Raw genomic sequence first — 18120 nt, 5'->3', positions numbered from 1 at the left:
AAGCGCGAAGGCATCGCTTCGCGGCGGTCGCGGGCCGATCGTCTGCCCTGCAAGGATACCGGACCTGAAGGCCGAGTTCTCGACCACGCGCCTGATCGTGATCCTGGCGGCGGCCGGTTTCGCCAGCACCTTCGCGGGCCGCTCCATCGAGCCGCTGGTCGGGGTGCTGGCGCGCGACCTGCGGAGCGATCCGCACACCGTGGCGCTGCTCTCCACCGCCTTCGCCCTGCCCTACGCGCTGATCCAGCCGATCCTCGGCCCGGTGGGCGATGCGCTCGGCAAGGAGCGCATCATCGCGATCTGTCTCGGCATCCTCACCCTGGCACTCGCCTGCTGCGCCCTGACCACCGACCTCGGCACGCTCTTCGTCCTGCGCATGGTGGCGGGGGGCAGCGCCGGCGGCGTCGTGCCCCTCGCCCTGGCGCTGATGGGCGACCGCATCCCGATCGAGCGCCGGCAGGTGGCCATCGGCCGCTTCCTCGTGGCGGTGATCCTCGGGCAGCTCTCCGGCTCGACCTTCGCCGGCCTGATCGAGGGCGCGATCGGCTGGGCGGGCGTGTTCGCCATCACGGCGGGGGTGGCCGCCCTCGGCTGCGGCGCGGCGATCCTCGGGTTCGACCGCAGCGCGGGCGCGCCGCCCCGGCGGCCGGATTTCCGCACGGCGGTGACGCGCTACCGCGACATCGTCGCGAACCCGCGCGCACGGGTGCTGTTCGGGGCCGTGTTCATCGAGGCGATCGCGGTCTTCGGGATCTTCCCGCATCTCGCGCCGCTGATCGAGGCGCGCGGCGAGGGCGGTGCCCGCGAGGCGGGCCTGGCGCTCGCGGGTTTCGCGGCGGGCGGGCTGCTCTACGCGTTCTCCGTCGGCCTGCTCCTGCGCTTCCTCGGGATGTCGCGGATGCTGATCGGCGGCGGGCTCATCTGTGCCGGGGCCCTGGTCACCATCGGGCTCGCCGGACGCTGGCAGGTCGATTGCGCCGCCCTGGTGGCCATGGGGCTCGGCTTCTACATGCTCCACAACACCTTCCAGGTGCAGGTCACCGAGGTGGCGCCGACCGCGCGGGCCTCGGCGGTGGCGCTCCATGCCTTCTCGTTCTTCTGCGGGCAGGCGCTCGGCGTCGCGATCCTCGGCGGCGCGCTCCAGAGCCTCGGGCAGCTCGTCGCGCTCAGCCTCTGCGCGGTCGTCATCGCGGGGCTCGGCCTCGTCACCGCGCGGCGGCTGGCCACGCCGCCGCGATGAGCGCCGCTCCATCAACGGGAAGGAAACCCCGATGTCCCTGACGATCTCGGTGTTCTCGGACGTGATCTGTCCCTGGTGCTTCCTGGGCAAGCGCCGCCTCGAGCACGCCCTCGACGGACTCGGCCTGCGCGATACGACGACGGTGACGTGGCTGCCCTTCGAACTGAACCCGGACATGCCGCCGGAGGGCGTCGCGCGGGCCGTGTACCGCGATCGGAAGTTCGGGCTCGCACGCAGCGCCCAGCTCGACGCGCAGATGACGGAATACGGGCAGGCGGAGGGCATCGCCTTCGCGTTCGAGCGCATGCGCCGCACGCCGAACACGCGCGACGCGCACCGGCTGATCGCGGCGGGGCAGGAGGCGGGTCGCGGCGAGGCCCTCGTGGAGGGCTTGTTCCGAGCCTATTTCGAGCAGGGCGAGGATATCGGCGACCGGGCCGTGCTGCTGCGCCTGGCACGAGCTTCAGGGCTCGCCCCGAACGCAGCGAACGCCGCGCTGGCGCGCACGGACCTCTCGGACCGGATCGTCGGGCTCGAGGCGCAGGCGGCCCGGATGGCGATCGGCGGCGTGCCGTTCTTCATCGTCGACGAGGGCCGGGCCGTCTCCGGCGCGCAGACGCGCGAACACTGGATCGACCTGATCCGGCGACGTCAGGCGGACCGCGACGCGGTCGAGGCACCGCAACGGGATTGACGGACGACGCGAACCGGCTTTCGCTTCCCGCGAACGCGGCGGCCGAAAACCGGAAGGTGCTTCCCATGACCGAGACGACCCGACGGACGATCCTCGCGGGCGCGCTCGCGGCCTCCGCCCTCGCGGGCACGCGGCCGGCCGGGGCGGCGGCGGCGGCGGAGCCGCGCCAGGCGCCCGGATACTATCGCTACCGGGTCGGCGAGGCGCGCGTCACGGCCGTGACGGACGGCGCCAACAGTTTTCCGCTGCCCGAGCGCTTCGTACTCAACGCGGACCGCGCCGCGGTGTCGGCGGCGCTCGTCGCCGATTTTCGCGACGGCGCGACGCTCACGGTGCCCTTCACCCCGCTGGTGATCGAGACCGGGGGCCGGCGCATCGTCATCGACACCGGCAACGGCGAGGCCGCCTTCCAGGCGAGCCGGGGCGCCGTCGGGCAGTTCCACGCCAACCTGAAGGCCGCCGGCTTCGACCCGAGCACCATCGACGCGGTGGTGATCTCGCACTTCCACGGCGACCACGTGAACGGCCTCGTGACGCCGGAGGGCCAGGCCGCCTTCCCGAACGCCGAGATCCTCGTGCCCGAGGCGGAATGGGCCTACTGGATGGATGACGGCGCGATGAGCCGAGCCCCGGCCGGCCGGCCGCAGGACGGGTTCCGCAACGCCCGCCGGGTGTTCGACGCGCTCGCCCGCAAGGTCACGCCCTATGCCTGGGAGCGGGAGGTCGCGCCGGGCCTGACGGCGGTGGGAACGCCCGGCCACACGCCGGGGCACACGTCGTTCCTGCTCGCCTCGGGCGACCGGAGCCTCTTCGTGCAATCCGACGTGACCAACGTGCCGGTGCTGTTCGCCCGCCATCCGGGCTGGCACGTGATGTACGATGCGGACCCCGCCCAGGCCGAGGCCACGCGCCGCCGGGTCTACGACCGGATCGCGGCCGAGCGCACCCTGCTCCAGGGCTTCCACTATCCCTTCCCGGGCGTCGGCCACCTGGAGAAGACCCCCGAGGGGTATCGCGAGGTGGCGGCGCCCTGGGACCCGGTTTCGCGATGAGGCGCGGCGCGGGGCCGCGTCAGCGCAGGCCGCGGCCGACCACGCCCGCCTCGACCGCCAGCGAGAGGCGGTCGGTCACCGCCCACTCGACTCCGACGCGGGCATCCGGGCGGATCGCGATGTCCGAGCGCGTGAAGGGCTGCGCGACCGACGTGGCCCCGAGGCGCAAGGTCTCGTGCACGGCCGAGCCCCCCGCCTTGGCGTAGAGCAGCACATCGGGCGTCAGGAGCGTCCCGACCTGCAACTGCAGCGCCCCGGCGAAGTCCCGCGTGTAGGTGAAGCCTCCGAAGCCCGGCATGGGGCCGCCGCCGTTCACGGCGAGATAATCGAACCCGCCGACGACGCCGTAGAGGAACCGGCCCTCCTGCCAGATCCGGCCGCCCTCGACGCCGAAGGTCGGCCCCGCATAGCCGCCGAAGCGCCGCGACGAGGCGACCTCGAAGCCGGTCGACATGCGGGCATAGGAGCCGGTCCAGCGGCTCGCCTCCTCTCCGGTCGATCGCGGCCAAGAGTCGGGCCAAGCGAAGGACGGCAATGCTCCGAAGCCCATCAGGGACGGAACGCCCTGCGCGAGGGCGGCGTCCGCCCGCACGGCCGATCCGCCGAGCAGGAGAGCCATCGTGATTCGGCGCAGCGGACGAGAAGCGGCGGGCCTGTGCATCCGGACATCCTAGCCGAAGCGGACGGGCCGAAACAGGCAGGCCGGGCACGGGTCGTGACGAGCGGGCACGGCCGACCCCGAGGCGCGCGTCACGGAGCAAAAGCCGCGCTCGGCGCTTAATCCCGTGAGACAGTGCCCGCACCGGGCGCGCCAGTGAAGTGGTTGTCATGCGGACCCGATCGAAACTGGGCCTCGCGGCCCTCGCCGTGGTTCTCCTGGGGGGCGCCGCCTTCGTGCGCTTCATCGTCTACCCGGAGAGCGCGAGCCTCGACGCGGCGGCCGGCCAGGGGCCCAGTCCGACGCTGCCCGCTCCCAACGCCACCCTGATGCCGACGGTGAACATCGCCCGCGTCGCCCGCTGGGAGAACGGTGCCAAGCCCCAGGCGGCGGCGGGGCTCCAGGTCGCGGCCTATGCGGAGGGCTTCGAGCATCCGCGCTGGATGGCCCTGCTGCCGAACGGCGACGTGCTGGTGGCGGAGGCCAACAAGCCGCAGACCGACGATCCCTCCACCGGCATCGCCGATTGGGTGGCCGACAAGGTCAAGAGCCTGGCCGGAGCGGGGGTGAAGAGCCCCGAGCGCATCGTGCTCCTGCGCGACGCGGACGGCGACGGAGTCGCGGAGGAGCGCCACGTGCTCCTCAAGGGCCTGCACTCGCCCTTCGGCATGGCCCTGGTCGGCAACGACCTCTACGTCGCCAACGCGGACGCGCTGGTGAAGGTGCCCTACCAGCCGGGCCAGACCGAGATCACGGCGACGCCCGAGAAGGTCGTCGATCTGCCGTCCGGCATCAATCACCACTGGACCAAGAACGTCATCGCCAGCCCGGACGGCAAGAAGCTGTTCGTGACAGTGGGCTCGAACAGCAATGTCGGGGAGAACGGCCTCGACAAGGAGGTGGGCCGCGCGGCGATCTGGGAATACACGATTTCCACGAAGCAGATGCGCGAATACGCGACGGGCCTGCGCAATCCCAACGGCCTCGGCTTCGAACCGGTGACGGGCACGCTCTGGACGGCGGTGAACGAGCGCGACGAGATCGGCAGCGACCTCGTGCCGGACTACGTCACCTCCGTGCGGGAGGGCGGCTTCTACGGCTGGCCCTACAGCTACTGGGGCAGCCACGTGGACGAGCGGGTGCAGCCGCAGAAGCCCGATCTCGTCGCCAAGGCGCTCGCGCCGGATTATGCGGTCGGCACCCACACGGCCTCCCTCGGCATCGCCTTCTCACAGGCGAGCAGCCTGCCGGAGGCCTGGAAGAGCGGCCTCTTCGTCGCCCAGCACGGCTCGTGGAACCGCCGGCCGAAGAGCGGCTACAAGGTGATCTACGTGCCCTTCAAGGACGGGAAGCCGACCGGCCAGCCGGTCGACGCGCTCACCGGGTTCCTCACTGCCGACGAGAAGGCGCAGGGACGTCCGGTCGGCGTCATCCTCGACAAGACCGGGGCCCTGCTCGTGTCGGACGATGTCGGCAAGGTGATCTGGCGCGTCAGCGCGGCGAGCCGGACGCAGTAATACCGGTCGATCCCTTCGGGATGGCGGATTTGGTCCGAGACCGGCGCCCACGGAACCTCGGTCGGTCGGAGCCGGGCCACACCCCGTCGACCGGCCCGTCGATGGCATGCGATGACGTGGGGACGTGTTTCCCCCGGCCCGTCAGGTCCCCATGCAGCTCTATCACCCCATCCTCGTGCCTTCGCTGGTGGAGGCCTGGGTTCTCGACCGGCTCCGGGTGGAGCCGACCGGGGATCGCGACAGACCGAGCCTGCGCTTCTTCCGGGACCATACCGTGGCCGCCGTGACGGCCCAGGCGATGCAGGATGCCTGGGACAGGCGCGCGGGGCTCGATCGGGTCGGGCCGGACCTTCGCCTGGGCGCCGTCCTGGCCTTCGAGCGCGCGACCCTGTCCTCGGCCACGCAACTCGTCTCGGTCCGGGAGACGCGCGACGACCTTCGGGAGGACGAGAGCGAGTTGCGCGCCCGCTCCAACCTCGTCCGTTTCCGCGAACGGGTCGGGACGATCCATCTCGACGACGAGGAGATCGACGTCTGGCTCGCGGCCTACGCGAACGGACATCCCGACGATGACGGGACCGGGCGCTGGACCGAGGCGGTGCGCGCGGCCCTGAAGGACCTGTATCGCGACCCGCGCCGCATCCCGGCCGACCTGATTCCGCCGTCGCGCGGACGATAGCCGGGCGCGGATCGTACCGTCGCCGGGCTCGCCCGCGAGAGAACCCCGGCTCAGGCCGTCCGCGCCAGGGCCAGGGCGGGCACGGCGCAGACCGGCTCGCCGACCGCGATGGTCTGGCGCTCGCGGGCGATGAAGGCGGTGGGCATCACGGCCTGCATGTCCGCCTCCACGCTGAGGAGCATCGTGTCGGTGTGGCACGGATGCAGGTGGATGATGGCGAGGGCCTTCACGCCGGCGGCCTGCGCCAGTTCCACGCCCTTCTGCCAGGTCGAGTGGCCCCAGCCCTTGCAGACCGGGTACTCACCCTCGGTGAACATGCCGTCATAGACCACGAGGTCGGCGTCCCGCACGAAGTCCGTCAGGGCCGTATCGGGCCAGGGGTCGCTGTGCTCGATGTCGCTGATCACGCAGAGGCGGCGCCCCGCATGATCGAAGCGGTAGCCGACCGAGCCCTGGGGATGGTTGAGCAGGATGGTGTCGACGGTGGCGCCGTCGGCGAAGGTCAGCCGCTCGCCCGCCCGGAAGCCGTGATGGGCCAGCCGGCAGGGAATGATGTCGAGGGTGACGGGAAACAGCGGCGGCGAGAACAGACGGTCGAGGGCGGCCTCGGCGCTCTGCCCGTCGAGGTTGCCGCAATAGGTGTTGAGGGTCCGGGAGGGATCGAGCACCACGGGTTTGAAGAACGGCAGCCCGGCGGTGTGGTCGAGGTGCAGGTGACTGAAGAGGAGGTCGATCTCCTTCGGCATCGCGTCGCGATGGTGCCGGCCGCAGGCGTTGAGGCCCGAGCCCGCGTCGAGCAGGAACAGGCGCTCGCCGCAGCGGATTTCCAGGCAGGGCGTGTTGCCGCCGAACTCGGTGTAATCCGGGCCGCTGACGGGCGTCGAACCGCGCACACCCCAGAATTTCAGGGTGAGGCCGTCATCCGCGAGGAGGCGGGGAGAGAGGGTCATCGCTCGATTACCATGTGCCCCGATCCCGTTAAGATCGGGTGCCCTTCGTCGCGCCGACGCGATCCAGTTCTCGCGGGTCGGCGATCAGGCAGGTGCCGGGATCAAATTACCGGGATCGAAGTGGAACTGCTCTGAGGTAGTAACCTGCCGGAAGGCCCGATGTGCGAGTCCGCACATCGCCGGGGGCGGAAACATCTTGCCGGCAACGTTATCAACCGCCCGTGCCCCCCTGGCCACAAGCCCGTTTCATCGCTGCGCCACCACCTCGACCGCGCCCCCGGCGGCGGCGATGTCCGGCGCCCGCAGGGCACCCGAGAGGGTGAGGCCGACGACGCGCGGCCAGGTCTGCGCATAGGAGGTGAGAAGCGGCGCGAAGGCCGGCGCCGCCTGCTCGTAGGCGGGGACGAAGCCCGGCATCCGGGTGCGCGACAGGGGCGAGGCCGGCGCGATCCAGCGCGACCACACCGCCTCCGCCACGGGAAGCGGGCGCGGCCGGGCGGCGATGACGACCACCTCCTGGCCCGCATAGGCCAGGGCCTCCGGCCGGCTCACATCGCCGAGGGACGTGCCCTTCGCGGCGAGCGCCGCCCAGAACGGGTGCTGCGCCCCGTCGGAATAGGTGGTGCGCACGGCCGCGCTCCCCTCCTCCACCAGGGCCGCGATGCGCGCCTCCTCGGCGCTGCGATGGGCGGTGGCCAGGGCCTCCTTGGCGGGATCCCGGTACGGCGCGAAGGCGTAGCGCCCGGCGACCACGCCGACGACCGGCTCCTCGCCCGTGGCCTCGAACCGGTCGGCCCCCTCCTTGAGCTGGCGCCAGAAGGCGATGTTGGGGTCGGTGCGGTGGCGGGCCATGTTCGCGGCCGTCATCCGGAACGGATAGGACTGGAACTGGAACGCGGCCTGCCCACCCGCGAAGGCCTCACGGGCGATGGCGTAGATCTCGCCCACCACCTGGTCCGTCATGGCGAAGCAGCCCATCGACGAGCAGACCCCGTGCACCATCACGGCCGAACCGGTGGAGCCCTGGGCGCGGTCGTAGGCGTTGGGATAGCCGACGTCGAAGGAGAGGTAGTAGCTCGAATTCGGGTTCATCTGCCGCTGGGGCACGGTGTAGAACCCCTCCGGCGTCTGGCGGTCGCCGGTCTTGCGCTTGGGCCCGAGCTGGCCCGACCAGCGGCAGATCGGGAAGGTTTTCACGTGAACGAAGCGGCCGCTGGCCGCCCGCTTCCAGACCTCGATCTCGGATTCCTTCTTGTAAGCCCGGAACAGCACCGGCGCGGCGGCGGTGGTGCCCCTGGCCTGCATCAGCGCGAGCGTCGCGGCCGGGATCGGCGCGAACGCCTTGCCCGGCGCGGCCGAGGCGGGCGAGCCGGCCGTCAGGGCTCCGAAGACGAGCAGCGCCGTCGGGCGGATCGGATTCCGGAAGGGCAGATTCCGAAAGCGGAAGACCATGCGCGGCCCTGGACAGCGACCCGTCCGCCGGCGGGCGGACGCCCGTGCACGATGCACGCGTCCTTGCCTATCGCATCCCATTGGGGCCGCAATAGGAACCCGGCGCGAAACCCATCGCCGACCGGGTTCTCCCGCCCTCAGGCGGCCAGGACGGTGTTGCGCTCGACGCGCAGGACCGCGTCGAAGGGCTCGACCCCGTCGAGGGCCTCGGCATCCGGCAGGCAGACGATGAGGCCGCACCCCGCCCGGGCGGCGCGCAGGGCGCCGAGGCGGGCGCGCATCTCGTCGGCCTTGCGGTCCTCCAGCGCGATGGCGACGACGACGATGTCGGGACGGCGCACGAGGCAGCGGGCGAGATCGATGGCGATGCGCTCGCGCGGGCCGATGGCGTTCTCGCCGAGGCTGGCCCCGCCTCCGGCCAGCCCCGGCTCCACCCGGCTCTCCAGGCCGAGGCGGTAGACGGCCGGTTCCAGGCCCTCGTCGGCGAGCACCCGGCGCACCAGGGCGCGCACCCGCGCCTCGGCCCCGGCCTCCTCGCCGTTGATGCGGCCGAACAGGATGTTCTCCTCCAGGCTCGCGGCCGCCGTGAGCCGGGCCGGATCGTAGAACTCGACGCTGGCCCGCAGGTGCGGCGGCATCAGCCGCGCGAAGGAGCGGCGGGCCGCCACCAGCCGCTCCTCGAAGGCCGCGTCGATGAGGCCGAAGCGGTGCCGGGTCTCGCTGTAGCGCAGGGCCAGCCCGATCAAGCGCTTGCGGTCGCGCTGGCCGGCGGGGCCGCGCCGCCAGCCCTTCGCCTCGGGCTGGCGGCCGACGAGGTCCTCGAAGAAGCCGCGCTCGGAAGCCGGGAACAGCGAGAACGTCTCGAAGAGCGGATGGTCGTCGGGCAGGTCGGCGAAGATCTCCACGAGGCTGCGGGCAACCTGAAGGCCGATCTCCGTGAGGGGACGGCTCAGGCCCTCGGCCTCCAGCACGGCGCGCAGGTAGGGATGGGCGGCGATGTGGTCCGAGGCGAAGGCCGGCCCCACCGCCTCCCCGAACAGGATGTTCTCGCCCACCGTGGCCTGGTGGTTGTAGCGCGCGGGATCGAACGGCTCGACGAGGCGGGCGGCCTTGTCGGCGGAGAGCGCCTCGCGCACCGCGTGGCGGGCGGCCACCACCGCGCGGGCGATCTCGGGCTCGGCCAGCGGGTCGACTGTACCCTCCAGGCCGCGGGCATAGGCGAAGGCGTCGAGGCCGGTGATCCGCAAGGTGGCGATGAGCGCGTCCCGGTCCGGCGCCTGCGCGGCGCCGTAGAGGATGTTCTGGCGCAGGGTCCCCTCGATCAGGATCGCCTCGGCCCCGGCCAGCGCGATGCGGCGGGCGCGCTCCTCCGGCGCGAAGGCGCGCAGGTCGAGGCCCGCATAGGTGACGGCCCCGGCGGAGGGCTCGAGCTGGCCCGCCAGGATCGCCGCCAGGACCCGGCTGCCGCTGCCGCGCTCGCCCAGGATGGCGACGTGGCCCGGCATCGGCAGGGTGGCGTCGACGCCGGCCAGCCGCTCGCCGGTGGCGGGGTCGTAGGCGCCGACGCCCTGCGCCACCAGGGCGCCCGCCTCGGGGAAGGCGGCGGGAGCGGCCGGGCGGGCGGCGGCGCGGCCTTCGAGGGCCGGCACGCCGAGGGCGACCTCGCGGAACGGCGCGGCGAGCGCCCGGTGGAGGCCGCGCACGCGCAGCGTCACGGCCAGCGCCACCACCGCGAGGGCGAAGCCGCCGCCGGCGGCCAGCAGCGCGCCGGGCTCCACCGGCGCCGTGGTGCCGTCATGCCCGCGCCAGAGGGCGACCGCGACCACGATCGCGGGCAGCAGGATGGCGAGCGCCATGGAGGGCGCGCGGGCATAGGCCAGGGCGGATTCCGAGGCCGCCAGGGCGTCGCGGGTGCTGGCGCCCTTCGCGGCGAGCCGGCCGCGCTCGAAGGCCGCTGCCCCGTGGGCGCGCACCGCCGGCATCCGCCGGATGAGGTCGGAGAGCGCCCGCCCGGCCGCGCCGCCCGCCCGCAGGCGCAGGGCGGCGCGGTCCTGCATGCGCCGCTGGATCAGGGCGCGGGCGAGCCCCGCCGCGAGGAGCCCGGCCGCCACGGTGGGGAGCAGGCGCGGGGCGGCCATGCCCGCGAGCAGGAGGGCGAGGAGGGCGGCGCCGAGGGCCAGGGCCGGCACAAGGATCGCCAGGCCGAACAGCGTGTCGAGGCGGCTCAGCAGGTCGCCCAGGATCTGCGCCAGGGCGCGGGCCTCGTCGCGGGCGCTCGGCGGCGCGCGCAGGATCGCTTCCGTGACCCGGCCCTGCAGGGCCGCCACCGTGCGCGCCTGCGCCTGGAAGCACAGGCGCGCCACCGCCCAGCCGAGGCCGGCCGAGGCGACGGCCGCCGCCGCCAGCCCGAGGAAGGCCGCGCGCACGAGGTCCGCGTGCGGCAGGGTCCAGCCCGCGAAGGCGATGAGGGGCCCCTCGGCGGCGGGCCGCCAGGGCAAGGTCGCGGCGATCCGCAGGAACGGAGCCGCCGGCGCGGTGTCGTGGACCTGGACCTCGAGGAGGTCGCGCAGGCACAGCAGCGCGAGGAACGCGAGGGGACCGCCGAGCCCCAGCGCCAGCCCGACCGCGGCGACGTGCTCGGAGCGTGAGGTGCGCCAGGTGAAGACGATCGGATCCCGGTCCATCAGCACTCCCGTGTCCGCCTGCGCCGTCAGGCTCCCCGCGCCTTACGGGATCGCGCGGGCGGGCGAAAGCGTGCCGGCACACGGGACGGATCGGCGCGTCCCGCCGTCCGTTCCCGCATGGCGCCGGTCCCTCACGGGCCTTTGGCGCGCTCGGCACGGTTGTTCGAGCCGGCGAACCCCCCTAGGTTCCGGGGAGACCGATCCTCGGACGAGCGCGACGCCTTCGCCCGTCGCCCCCTCCCCCACGCCCGAAGCACCGAAGGACCCATGTGCGAACTGCTCGGCATGAGCGCGAACGTGCCCACCGATATCCGCTTCTCCTTCGCGGCGCTGGCCCGGCGCGGCGGCGAGACCGGTCCCCACGCCGATGGCTGGGGCATCAGCTTCTACGAGGGACGGGGCGCGCGCGCCTTCCACGAGCCGGAGCCGAGCGCGCAATCGGAGCTCGCCAAGCTGCTGCGCAAGACCTCGATCAAGAGCCGCATCGTCATCGCCCACGTGCGGAAGGCCAATCGCGGCCGGGTCAACCTCGAGAACACCCATCCCTTCAGCCGGGAATTGTGGGGCCGGCGCTGGACCTTCGCGCATAACGGCCAGCTCAAGGGCGTGAAGAAGTGGCCGCTGACCTGGTTCAAGCCGGTGGGCTCCACGGACAGCGAGCACGCCTTCTGCTGGATGCTCGACCAGTTGCAGCAGCGCTGGCCCGACCTGCCGAGCCCGGCCCGGATCGACCGGGCGGTGGCGGATCTCTGCGCGGCGCTGCACGGCCTCGGCGTGTTCAACATGCTGCTCTCGGACAGCCGCACCCTCTACGCCCATTGCGGCAAGCGCCTGTGCTACCTCACCCGCTGCGCGCCCTTCGGCACCGCGACCCTGGTGGACGAGGACTGGCACGTGGACTTCGCGCAGGAGACCGGGGCGAAGGATGTCGTCACCGTGATCGCCACCAAGGCGCTGACCCGCGACGAGTGCTGGACCGACGTGGAGCGCGGCCACGTGCTCTCCCTGCGGGACGGCGCGGTGCGCATCCTCAAGCCCGCGCGCCGGGCCGAGGACGCCCCCGCCCCTCCGCGGCTGTTGATGCGGCGGCGCGCATAACGGCCACGGTTGTCCGGCGGGATGCGCCGACGGCGCGGATGCGCTACAAGGCGCGACATCAGTGGACCGCGCGGGTGCTTCTCGGACGCCTCGGGCCGACCCGCATCCAGACCGCGCCAGATTACGACGAGCCATGACACGCGACGTGACCGACACCGCCCCCGACGCCCTGTCGGCCTCCCGCGACGGCAGGCCGAACCTGTCGTCGAACATCCGGACCCATCTCGGCGAGCACCTGCGCACGGTCTACGACCGCCTGCCCACGGACGAGCAGCCGGGTCGCTTCGCCGAACTCATCGAGAAGCTCGAAGCTGCCCTGAAGGCGCGCGGCGAGGCGATCGAGCCCGAGTTCCGCAACGGCTTGCTCGCGGCGGTCCCGTCGCTACGCGCCTTTGCGCTGTCGCTGACCTCGAACCCGGCCCGCTCCGACGACCTCGTGCAGGACACCCTGCTGAAGGGCTGGCAGCACCGGGCCCGCTTCCAGCCGGGCACCAACCTGAACGCCTGGCTGTTCACGATCCTGCGCAACATCTTCTACTCGGACCACCGCAAGCGCGTGCGCGAGGTGGAGGACCAGGACGGCTCCTACGCCGCGCGGCTGGCCACCGCCCCGCACCAGGGCGACCGCCTCGACGTGGAGGATCTCCAGACCGCCCTGGGCAAGCTGCCCCCGGACCAGCGCGAGGCCCTGGTGCTCGTCGGCGCCGAGGGCGTCTCCTACGAGGAGGCCGCCGCGATCATGGGCTGCAAGGTCGGCACCGTGAAGAGCCGCGTCAGCCGCGCCCGGGGCCGCCTCGCCGAACTCCTCGGCTACGACGAGGAAGACCTGAGTTCGGACCGGCTGATCCAGTCGGCGATGCCCAAGGACGCATGACCTGGGACGCGTGATTTCGGACGCGTGATTTCGGACGCGTGACGCGACAGGCACGAGCCCAGGTCGCGCGGGCTCGGACACGATGGCCCCGGATGGCGCGCGAGAAAAATCGACGCATCCCTTCCGGGCGTCGGACGTTACTGCCCTGAACCCGGCAGCGCTTCACAGCGTCGCGGGACACTCGTTCAGGAGCCCGATCATGACCTTCAAGACACTCCTCGCCGCCTCCGCCCTCGCCCTCAGCCTGCCGATGGCGGCCCAGGCGCAGGGCCTCGTGCGCGGCGCCGAGCGCGGCGCGCAGGATGGCGCGGATGCGGCCGGCCCGGTCGGCGCGATCGTCGGCGGCGCGGTCGGCGCGGCCACCGGCACGGTGGGTGGCATCCTCGGCATCGACGACCGCCCCCGCTTCCGCAGCTACGTCACCAGCGAGCGCCGCTCGTCCTACGATTACAACGGCGACGTCCGCGTCGGCACCGTCCTGCCGAGCTCCGGCGTGACCTATTACGAGGTCCCGGCCGAGTACAACGCGCGCGGCGCCCGCTACACCATCGTCAACGATCGCCCCGTGCTGGTGGATCGCGGCCACCGCATCGTCGAAGTCATCGACTGAACCTGGCTTTGTCGCGGGTGGATCGCGGGTCCGCGGTCCACCGTCGAGCCCCCGGCGCGCTCTGCGCCGGGGGACTGCCTCGTGAGGCCGGGCTCCCGGGTCCGGCACGGTCTCGGCGAAGGGATCAGGGTGTCGGTGGCGTGCGCAGGCGCCGGACTTTCCGTTTGGGTCCCATTCGCGGCACGCAACGCGTCCGGACTTCGCCCGTTGCCTGCGATGGGCCGCCGCGAGGAACCGGGACAGGTCCGCGCGTGCGGCGTTGCCCTTGATCATCGGCATTCGATTCTCGATCGACGCGAAGGATACCACGACGATGGCGGACGTTACGCTTTCCGATCCTGCCCTGCCGGAGCCGGTGCGGGACCATCTCGGCCAGCAGTTGCGCTCCGTCTTCACCACCGAGGAGGGGGTCCCCCAATATCTCGGCGATCCGGTGGTGCCCGAGGCGTTCGAACCGCAGATCAAGCGCCTCGAAGTGCGGCTGAAGACGCATGAAGAAGGGACGGGGGCCGTGGAACAGGCCCTCGAGGGCCTGCTCGGGGATCTCGGCGCGGGACCGGGGAGCGAGACCGGCGGGACCCGGTAGACGGCGTCCCGATCTGCGCGGGGAACGCGGCGCATGAATGCGCAGCCGAACGGCGCGCGTCCCGAGGCCAGTCCGTTTCCACCGCACGCCATGACGGGCCGGTCTCTCCGAGACGATTTCCGTAGCCGTCGCACGTGTCGCTTCGGCGACTGTGCGCGCCCAGGAGGATCCGGCGACGCCTGACGCCGACCCTTCGTTCTCGGCCGCGACGCTGCCCGGAAGGGCCTCCGGCGTGGTTGGAGGAATCGCGGCGCCATTCGTCAGCACGAGCGCCGGGCGGTGATCCTGGATGACGATCTTGTACTCGTTCCCCCCCTTGGACAGCTTCTCCCGCCAACTTGGCCCGTAGAGAAACTGGCAACATTGCGCCATTCCGGAGGGGAGAAGGAATTCCTGGCCGAAAAACTCCCGCCGCCGGAGCGGGAAGATCAAATCCTTGTCGATGTGAAGATGCGTGAAGATGTGCCCGGGGCATCCCCCGAAATTCCAGCGATCGACGATCCAAGGCCGATTCGGATCGTTCTCGAACAAATATATGTCCACGAACGTCTTGACACCGTCTATGATCTTGGTGCCCTGCATGAAATACGGTGAAATGTTCGGATACGTATCGTCCGTGACCGTAAACCCGGCCGAGCGTAGAAGTGATGCCGCAGCGCGGCTGTGCTTGATATCCACGAACAGGTCGATATCGTCGTCGTGCTTGATGATATCGCCTTCACGCGTCAGGCCGAGCAGCGTCCCGTAAAATGGAAACGGCTCCAGGCTTTGCAAGACGGCGCAGGCGGCGATGAGATTGCCGCGATTGTAGCGACGCTTGACCGATCTATACATTTCCGCTCCCACGGCAGATCATGCGCACGACTGCGGGATCCTCAGACTTGTAAGGTGCCAATCCTTTTCCACACTGCATAAACTCAACCTCCATATCAAGGGAGCGGCAGCGCTCCTCCAGCGTCCGAGCCTCGATGAACCGGCGGTAATGCGGCGCCTCGACCTTCGGGAGCGACGCGTCCTCGACGGTGCGCGCTTCCACGCACAGACGCGCGCCTCGGGCGACCAGGGACGACACGTCCTCCAGGAACCAGTGCTCCTCCGCGTCGGTAATGGCGTGCAGCAGAAACCGCGCATAGACGAGGGTTTTTCGAAGATCGATCGCGTGTCCGCGCAAGGCGGCATCGATGCTGTCCCGGCCGATCTCCGATCTCACGAAGCGGCACCGTTCTCCGAACGTCTCGCCTCTTCGCGCGCATTCGACGAGCGTCGCGTTCGAGGCATCCAGCCCGATCCCGGACCATCCGCGCGAGGCGAACCAGAGCGTATCGCGGCCATCGCCGCAGCCGACATCCACGAGCGTCGTATGATCCGGAAACCGTCGCTCGATAAACCGAGCGAAACTGGTGGGCTCCGGATTGCCACGCCGGCCGGCGTAGAACGTGTCCCAGTATCGAATGATGTGGTCCATCTTTCTCGATTCTATGCTTGCGAACACCTTCAGGCCCTCGAAGATCGCCTGAGGCCCCGGAATGATCCGGCGCGTCGCGGACCCTGTCCGTCGATCTCTGCGCGCGTGGGCGCCCGCGAGGCCGGCACGGAGGGAGAATGCTCGACGGGACGGACGGCACGGAGCTTTCCATCGGCGCGCCGGCCCCGTTCGATCGCCCCAGCCTCGCCGGGAGTCAAGACACGCCGCCCCTCGCGGGCGGAGCGGCGTCAAATCACCCGCTTCGTCGCCAGGAGGTCGCGGATCTCGGCCAGCAGCTTCACGTCGGCCGGCACCTCGGCCACGGTCTCGGGCTTGGCTTCCTCCTTGCTGACGAGGCGGTTCATCGCCCGGATCACGAGGAAGAGCACGAAGGCGACGATCATGAAGTTCAGCGCCACGGTGATGAACTGGCCGTAGCCGATCACAGCGCCCTGCTTCTTGGCATCGGCATAGGCCGCGCCCTTCTGCACGCTCGACGACAGGGCGATGTAGTAGTTCGAGAAATCGAGGCCGCCGGTGATCGCGCCGATCATCGGCATGAACACGTCCTGCACCGCCGAGGTGACGATCGCCCCGAAGGCCGCGCCGATGATCACGCCGACCGCGAGATCGACGACGTTGCCGCGCAGCGCGAACTTCTTGAATTCTTCCAGCATCGTCGCCCCCGCCCGTGTCCGGCCCTTCGCGGAGCGCGAAGGGCCGGCCGGAAGCTTACGCGAGCCGGTGAGGCCAGGACAGTTGGCGTCCTGGACAAAATCCGTTCGATGGCGTCGCCCTGCGGATCTTGGCTTCGCCCCAGCGCCGCGCGGGCTGAGCGATCCCGTCTTCCGCTTCGATCGAGCGGAGACGGGATCAGATGCCCACGCCCCGATTGCGCTCGGCATCGGCCGCCGTCGCCTCGGGGGCGCCCTCGGGGCTCGCCGCCGTGGCGCCCTGCGCCTCCGCCCTGGCCCGGCGCCGATACTGGGCCGCGCCGATCGGCAGGGTCACGAGGTAGCCGACGGCCAGCGTCACCATCGCCTCGAAGGGGTAGCTGATGAACAGGCCGAAGGCCGCCACCACCACGAGGAAGATCGGCAGCACCCAGTCGCGGGGCACGCGCTTGCCCATGGTCTTGCCCGAGAAGGTCGGCACCGTGGAGACCACGAGGAGCGCGATGCAGAGCATGTAGCCGAGCACGACGGGGGCCGCCCAGTGCTCCATCGGCAGACCGAGGAAGTTGAGGTAGAGCGGCAGCATCGCGGTGAGCGCCCCGGCGGGCGCCGGCATGCCGACGAAGAAATCCTTCTTCCAGGCCGGGCGGCTGGGGTCGTCGAGCATCGCGTTGAAGCGGGCGAGCCGCAGGGCCATGGCGATGGTGAAGATCAGCGCCACGATCCAGCCGAGCGAGCGCATCTCCTTCAGGGCGAAGCCGTAGAGGATGAGCGCCGGCGCGCAGCCGAAATTGACGAAATCCGCCAGGGAATCGAGCTCGGCCCCGAAGCGCGAGGTGCCCTTGAGCATGCGCGCCACGCGCCCGTCGATGCCGTCGAGGAAGGCGGCGGCCACGATCGCGATCACGGCGGGCTCGAACTTGCCCTCGAAGGCGAGGCGGATCGCGGTCAGCCCGAGGCAGAGCGCCATCAGGGTGATCATGTTGGGCGCGATCATCCGGAACGGCACCGGCTTGAAGCGGCGCGGCCGGGGCTCGTTGGCGTCGGGCGCGAAGGGCGGGAACAGGTCGTCCATGGGATGCCCTCAGATGCGACGGAAGACGCGCTCGGGGCCGCCGCCGAGATCGGCGAGCACGGTCTCGCCGGCCACCGCCTTCTGGCCGAGCCCGACGAGGACGCGGGTGCCCACGGGGAGGTAGACGTCGACCCGCGAGCCGAAGCGGATCAGGCCGAAGCGCTCGCCGACGTTCAGGGTGTCGTTGGCCTGCACCCAGCCGACGATGCGGCGCGCGACCAGGCCGGCGATCTGCACGACGCCGATGCGCACGGGCGCGCCCCTGTGGGTCGTCTCCATCACGAGGCCGTTGCGCTCGTTGTCGTCGCTGGCCTTGTCGAGCTCGGCGTTGAGGAAGAGGCCCGGCGTGTAGTGGATCTGGCCGATCCGGCCCGTCACCGGCACCCGGTTCACGTGGCAGTCGAACACGTTCATGAACACCGAGACGCGCAGCATCGGCTCCTGCGGCAGGTCGAGCTCGGGCGGCGGCAGCACGGTGGCGATGAGGTTCACCCGGCCATCCGCCGGCGAGACCACGAGGCCGTCGCCCACCGGCGTCACCCGCTCGGGGTCGCGGAAGAAGTAGCAGACCCAGAGGGTGAGGATCAGGAAGATCCAGCCCAGGAACTGCGCGAAGTAGCCGCCGATCACCGTCAGCACGATGCCGATGACGATGAAGGGATAGCCCTCCTTGTGGATCGGCACGAGCGTCCGGCGAATCGTCTCGAGGAGGTCGGTCATGGGGGGCTCAGGACTGCTTTCGTCGGATGGGCGATCTTGGAAGGGCCGCCCGGGCAGGCGCCCCTCTTAAGGCACGCGGGGGCATCCGTCAC

The 18120-nt window shown here is 71.1% G+C and carries 18 protein-coding genes; 10 read left to right on the top strand and 8 right to left on the bottom strand.

Features of this window, described 5'->3' with window-relative positions; genetic code table 11:
• Positions 1-55 precede the first annotated feature (55 nt).
• The 3 genes from MKK54_RS12065 (at position 56) to MKK54_RS12055 (ending at position 2986) form a co-directional block, all read left to right on the top strand.
• Complete coding sequence (locus MKK54_RS12065) at positions 56-1240, top strand: MFS transporter (protein ID WP_244011195.1); 1185 nt, start codon at positions 56-58, stop codon at positions 1238-1240.
• A gap of 31 nt (positions 1241-1271) precedes the next feature.
• On the top strand, positions 1272-1934 hold the full coding sequence (locus MKK54_RS12060) for a DsbA family oxidoreductase (RefSeq protein WP_244011149.1): 663 nt from the start codon (positions 1272-1274) through the stop codon (positions 1932-1934).
• Positions 1935-1999: 65 nt separating this feature from the next.
• Positions 2000-2986 (top strand): MBL fold metallo-hydrolase, encoded by a 987-nt coding sequence (locus MKK54_RS12055; protein WP_244011147.1) that lies wholly within the window; start codon positions 2000-2002, stop codon positions 2984-2986.
• 19 nt (positions 2987-3005) lie between these two features.
• Here MKK54_RS12055 and MKK54_RS12050 read toward each other — a convergent pair whose 3' ends face one another.
• The gene (locus MKK54_RS12050; protein ID WP_244011145.1) at positions 3006-3605 is read right to left on the bottom strand and encodes an outer membrane protein; all 600 of its coding nucleotides are present in this window, start codon (positions 3603-3605) and stop codon (positions 3006-3008) included.
• A gap of 209 nt (positions 3606-3814) precedes the next feature.
• Here MKK54_RS12050 and MKK54_RS12045 point away from each other — a divergent pair, with 209 nt between their 5' ends.
• Together MKK54_RS12045 and MKK54_RS12040 are read left to right on the top strand one after the other, a co-directional pair.
• Positions 3815-5161, top strand: a complete 1347-nt coding sequence (locus tag MKK54_RS12045) for a PQQ-dependent sugar dehydrogenase (RefSeq protein ID WP_244011143.1) — start codon at positions 3815-3817, stop codon at positions 5159-5161.
• A 124-nt stretch (positions 5162-5285) separates the two neighbouring features.
• Entirely contained in the window at positions 5286-5840 is a 555-nt protein-coding gene (locus MKK54_RS12040) for a hypothetical protein (protein ID WP_244011141.1), read from the top strand.
• A 50-nt stretch (positions 5841-5890) separates the two neighbouring features.
• On the opposite strand, the gene MKK54_RS12035 is transcribed toward MKK54_RS12040, so the two are convergent.
• From MKK54_RS12035 to MKK54_RS12025, 3 genes are all read right to left on the bottom strand, one after another.
• Complete coding sequence (locus MKK54_RS12035) at positions 5891-6790, bottom strand: MBL fold metallo-hydrolase (RefSeq protein WP_244011139.1); 900 nt, start codon at positions 6788-6790, stop codon at positions 5891-5893.
• 246 nt (positions 6791-7036) lie between these two features.
• Positions 7037-8242 carry a murein L,D-transpeptidase family protein gene (locus MKK54_RS12030; protein WP_244011137.1) on the bottom strand — a complete coding sequence of 402 codons (1206 nt, stop codon included), beginning with the start codon at positions 8240-8242 and terminating at the stop codon, positions 7037-7039.
• A 137-nt stretch (positions 8243-8379) separates the two neighbouring features.
• A complete protein-coding gene (locus MKK54_RS12025) occupies positions 8380-10926 on the bottom strand; it encodes an ABC transporter ATP-binding protein (RefSeq protein ID WP_244011135.1) in 2547 nt (848 codons plus the stop codon).
• A gap of 267 nt (positions 10927-11193) precedes the next feature.
• On the opposite strand from MKK54_RS12025, the gene MKK54_RS12020 reads away from it, so the two are divergent.
• From MKK54_RS12020 to MKK54_RS12000, 5 genes are all read left to right on the top strand, one after another.
• The gene (locus MKK54_RS12020) at positions 11194-12024 is read left to right on the top strand and encodes a class II glutamine amidotransferase (RefSeq protein ID WP_244011133.1); all 831 of its coding nucleotides are present in this window, start codon (positions 11194-11196) and stop codon (positions 12022-12024) included.
• 133 nt (positions 12025-12157) lie between these two features.
• Positions 12158-12898: a sigma-70 family RNA polymerase sigma factor gene (locus MKK54_RS12015; protein WP_244011131.1), complete on the top strand. Its 741-nt coding sequence runs from the start codon at positions 12158-12160 to the stop codon at positions 12896-12898.
• A gap of 199 nt (positions 12899-13097) precedes the next feature.
• A complete protein-coding gene (locus tag MKK54_RS12010; RefSeq protein WP_244011129.1) occupies positions 13098-13508 on the top strand; it encodes a DUF1236 domain-containing protein in 411 nt (136 codons plus the stop codon).
• A gap of 313 nt (positions 13509-13821) precedes the next feature.
• Positions 13822-14094, top strand: a complete 273-nt coding sequence (locus MKK54_RS12005; RefSeq protein WP_244011127.1) for a hypothetical protein — start codon at positions 13822-13824, stop codon at positions 14092-14094.
• Positions 14095-14373: 279 nt separating this feature from the next.
• Positions 14374-14688: a hypothetical protein gene (locus MKK54_RS12000; protein ID WP_244011125.1), complete on the top strand. Its 315-nt coding sequence runs from the start codon at positions 14374-14376 to the stop codon at positions 14686-14688.
• A gap of 232 nt (positions 14689-14920) precedes the next feature.
• Here the strand turns inward: MKK54_RS12000 and MKK54_RS11995 are convergent, their stop codons facing one another.
• The 4 genes from MKK54_RS11995 to MKK54_RS11980 all read right to left on the bottom strand — a co-directional run bounded on the left by MKK54_RS11995 (position 14921) and on the right by MKK54_RS11980 (position 18028).
• On the bottom strand, positions 14921-15559 hold the full coding sequence (locus MKK54_RS11995; protein WP_244011123.1) for a class I SAM-dependent methyltransferase: 639 nt from the start codon (positions 15557-15559) through the stop codon (positions 14921-14923).
• Between the two features lie 248 nt (positions 15560-15807).
• Positions 15808-16236, bottom strand: coding sequence for a large conductance mechanosensitive channel protein MscL (gene mscL, locus MKK54_RS11990; protein ID WP_244011121.1), 429 nt, complete (start codon positions 16234-16236; stop codon positions 15808-15810).
• A 196-nt stretch (positions 16237-16432) separates the two neighbouring features.
• Positions 16433-17308 carry a CDP-alcohol phosphatidyltransferase family protein gene (locus MKK54_RS11985; protein WP_244011118.1) on the bottom strand — a complete coding sequence of 292 codons (876 nt, stop codon included), beginning with the start codon at positions 17306-17308 and terminating at the stop codon, positions 16433-16435.
• A 9-nt stretch (positions 17309-17317) separates the two neighbouring features.
• Positions 17318-18028: a phosphatidylserine decarboxylase gene (locus MKK54_RS11980; RefSeq protein WP_244011116.1), complete on the bottom strand. Its 711-nt coding sequence runs from the start codon at positions 18026-18028 to the stop codon at positions 17318-17320.
• Positions 18029-18120: the final 92 nt, after the last annotated feature.

This window comes from Methylobacterium sp. J-068, assembly GCF_022829445.1.
In the GTDB taxonomy this organism is placed as follows: Bacteria; Pseudomonadota; Alphaproteobacteria; order Rhizobiales; family Beijerinckiaceae; genus Methylobacterium.
Note: the sequence above shows the minus strand (reverse complement) of the source record. Positions and strands in the feature narration are given on the sequence as shown.